4 protein-coding genes are annotated in these 3,527 nt (G+C 65.3%); all 4 read left to right on the top strand.

Annotated features, from left to right (window positions below; genetic code table 11):
• A partial coding sequence (locus JSV65_11575) for a hypothetical protein (GenBank protein UCH33211.1) occupies positions 1–1,668 on the top strand: 1,668 nt, incomplete at its 5' end.
• Positions 1,669–1,737: 69 nt separating this feature from the next.
• Positions 1,738–2,061, top strand: coding sequence for a hypothetical protein (locus tag JSV65_11570; protein UCH33210.1), 324 nt, complete (start codon positions 1,738–1,740; stop codon positions 2,059–2,061).
• Between the two features lie 28 nt (positions 2,062–2,089).
• Positions 2,090–3,154 carry a uroporphyrinogen-III decarboxylase-like protein gene (locus tag JSV65_11565; GenBank protein ID UCH33209.1) on the top strand — a complete coding sequence of 355 codons (1,065 nt, stop codon included), beginning with the start codon at positions 2,090–2,092 and terminating at the stop codon, positions 3,152–3,154.
• A gap of 64 nt (positions 3,155–3,218) precedes the next feature.
• Positions 3,219–3,527 (top strand): insulinase family protein (locus JSV65_11560; protein UCH33208.1); only part of this gene is annotated, 309 nt, incomplete at its 3' end.

Genomic DNA, 3,527 nt, shown 5'->3' with positions numbered 1-3,527 from the left:
GCCGTGCTCTTTGACTTCATGTGGAGGCAGGGGCCGCAGGAGCACCCGCGCTACCACCTCGTGCAAAGCGAGGCGCGGGCGCAACTTGCGCACGACCTTCGCGCACGCTACTTCGCCGAGCGCGACGGACGCTACCGCCGCACCGTGAGGAATGCCATTGCGGCCGCGATGGATCCCACCGAGAAGCTGCGCGAGGTGGCGAGTGTAGATCCGGACGCGGCGGCGATGGCAACGCTGATGTACGAACGGTGCCGTTCGTTCGGCGCGCTGACTCAATCGGCGTTCGACACTCTGTTTGACGGCGGCGTCGTCGCAATCCCGTTCGTCGAGCTGTCCGCGGAGCTCCAGGAGGCAGTGAAGGATGGCTTTCGCCGGGAACGCGTGGGCATGGAGGAGCGACAGCGAGACGAGGATTGGTCATGGGATACGGCGCGACTCCTGTACGGGCGGGTGGAGAAGGTCGGCTTCCCATGGGCGTTCCAGGGCTATCTCCTGATCACCGCTTCGGATCAGCCTGCCCAAAATCTCATCAAGAGGTTGACGTATTTCCACTTGCGGCCGGGGTGGACGCTGTGGTCTTCGTGCGCTGATGCTGTCGCCGAATATGAGGACCAGCCGCCATCCGGGGAACTGTACACTGAAAGGTACGAGCGGCTGCGCCGCCTGGAGACGGAGTGCGGGATAGACGTGCTGGCAAAGGCCCGCAACGAGGGCACGGAAGTGGTGCCGGAGTGGGCTCGGGTCGGGGACGCGCCAACTCGAGTCCACGCGAGCCGTGAACTCGTGCCGATCGCCCTCACGCCGGCGGGAGGCAAGTGGCAACTACCCTTGCTCCTGCTCGAGGTCGCCGAGCGATTGGATGTTAACCTGGTGGCAGACTGCTACTGGACGCGCAGCATCTTCGCTGGCTTCCCCGGCCCGCGAGACACGCGCTTGGCGCCGACCTACCCGGCGATCCGGGATGAGAACGAAGCGTACTGCATTGATGCGAATCCGGAGTACACGCTCGATCGCATTGTCCGGCAGCGCGCGAGTGCTTGTACCAAGGACGGCGGCTTCTTCCGCGTGCGCAGCCTCCTGTGGTTCGTGGATGACGCCGAGGAAGTACCGGCGTCGGTGCTCAACGAATGGATACGGCGCACCCATGGCGAGAAGCGCATCACCGTGGATGATTACCTGTACCTGGTGTCGAACCTGTCACCGGAGCAGGCGCGCAACATCAGCGCGACGAGCTACCGAGGCGCCCCTGAGCTTGGACACCGCGAATCGCCGCTCAATTGTGCCGCGAAGCTGCGAGACACGTCGTACGATGCTTTGAAGCTCTACGCAATGCTGCCGCCGGGGCTGCGCATTCGGGCGGAACGCGCCGGGATTCACATCAACACTGAGTTGCCGGAGACGCTGCTGCCGCAGGCGCAGGTACTGCTTCATGGGATCCAGCAGTCTGATCTCGAGTTTGCCTACGAACGGCCGAGCGAAGAGCGCGAGCGCATCCTGGGCGAACTGCGCCTGTGGGCGGGGATACGAGAGCACCTCAGAGAGGGGCCGCGGTTCTGCATCGAATTCTGGAGCGGTGGCGAGCCGCATTGGGAGGACTACAACGAGTTGGTGCTGACGCCCACCGGACGCACGTGGAGCTGGTGGTTTCCGCTCACTGTGAAGGACTGATCGCGGCATTCAGGTCGTTGCAGGCCTAATCGCATATCGGTCACTTGCTGGACAGACGGATGACGGGGGTTGAAGATCCTGCGGCGCGAGAGGGTGTTCGTTCACACGCATTTCGTCACGGACTGCGCGTACCTGGCGGACGACCGGGCGCGCGACGTGCGCAAGCACATGGCGCGGGTGCTCGACGAGCTGGGCATCGTCTTCGGGATTCACTTCACGGCGAGCCGCGCCGAGCGCGGGCTGCGCATCGCGCTCGAGTGTATTCCGGGCCGCGCGGAGATGGAGCGCATTGAGAAGGAACTGGCGCAGGCGGTGAAGGACATACCATCGCGGCCGCGGCGCACGCGGGTAAGCGTGGAGCAGCGGCGAAACCGCGGCGCCCGAGGCGACTGATACGCGGGAACATGTGAACGGAGGCGAGATGACAAAGCCGACGCCGGATTTCGAGCGATTCCTCGGGGTCGTGATGCGCACGGGTGAGCCGGACCGGGTGCCGTTCGCCGAGCTGTTTCACGACGGCGAGATCATGTCCGCGATCCAAGGGCCGCCGCCGGCGGAACCCGATGATGTGGACGCACACGCGGCATGGCGCGTGGCCTTCTGGCGCGACCTGGGTTATGACTACGTCAGCCAAGGGACGGACATCGGATTCACATGCCCGGGGCTGAGCGCGGAGGACACAGCCGCGTTGTCGCGCGGCCAGCGCGGGTGGGTGAACGAGGCGAAGGGGCCGATCGCGACCTGGGCGGAGTTCGAGGCATACCCGTGGCCGGAGGTGACGCCGGCGGCGTTTCGCAGCCTCGAGGCGGTCGGGCGCGCGCTGCCGGACGGGATGAAAGCGACGGCGACGATTCCGGGCGGGCCGCTGGAGAACCTCACGTTTCTGATGGGATTCGAAACGTTCAGCTATGCGCTGGTTGATCAGCCGGATCTGGTCGCGGCGGTCGCCGAACGCGTGGGCGACATCCTGTGCCGGGTCGTCGAGAACACCGCGAGCATGGATTTCGTCGGGGCGCAGTGGCTGAATGACGACATGGGGTACAAGAACGGGTCCCTCGCGTCGCCGGAGGTGCTGCGGACATACGTATTCCCGGCGCAGCGCAGGATGTGCGAGATCGCGCATCGCAACCGCAAGCCGGTGCTGCTGCATTCATGTGGGAAGCTCGACGGCATCATGGATGAGCTGATTGACGATATCGGCATTGACGCCAAGCATTCATTCGAGGATGTCATCATGCCGGTGTGGGAGGCGAAGGAGAAGTGGGGCAAGCGCATCGGCCTGCTGGGCGGCGTGGACATGGACGTGCTGGCGCGGGGCACGGAAGACCAGGTGCGCGCGCACACGCGGACGTGCATCGAGAAATGCGCGCCGGGCGGCGGGTGGGCGCTGGGGTCGGGCAACACGGTGGCGAACTACGTGCCGGTCGCGAACTTCCTCGCGATGCTCGATGAAGGGTGGCGGTGCGGGAGATACTCGGGGGCTTGAGCATCCCCCGTCGCGGATGCAGCGGGCGCTGAGGCCGTGTGAGACAGCGCGGCTGCGAAGAGCCATGCCGCGGGCGTTGCTGCCGAAGGTGACGCGGCGGCGCGCGGTGAAATCATCCCTCATGCTCGCCCTGACGCGCTGGCTGGCTACCTGCACCCTTGCGAGCCTCATGCTCGCGTCGTGTCCACTCCATGCCTCCTCGCTTAACGAAGCCATTCAGCCCGAACGCATGGCCCTCGATAACGGCCTCGAGGTCTGGCTCAAGTCTCGCCCGGGCTCGGGCTCCATTAGTCTTATCGCGGGCGTCAAGTTGGGACGCCGCTACGAGACGCTTCACCAGCGCGGACTCGTCCACTTCGTGGAGCACATGGTG

The organism is Armatimonadota bacterium (assembly GCA_020354555.1).
GTDB lineage: Bacteria > Armatimonadota > Hebobacteria.
This window is presented reverse-complemented; position numbering and strand designations above follow the sequence as displayed.

What these genes read in the sequence shown, in the direction of transcription:
- JSV65_11565 (UCH33209.1), top strand. Translation starts at nt 2,090, where the DNA reads ATGACAAAGCCGACGCCGGATTTCGAGCGATTCCTCGGGGTCGTGATG.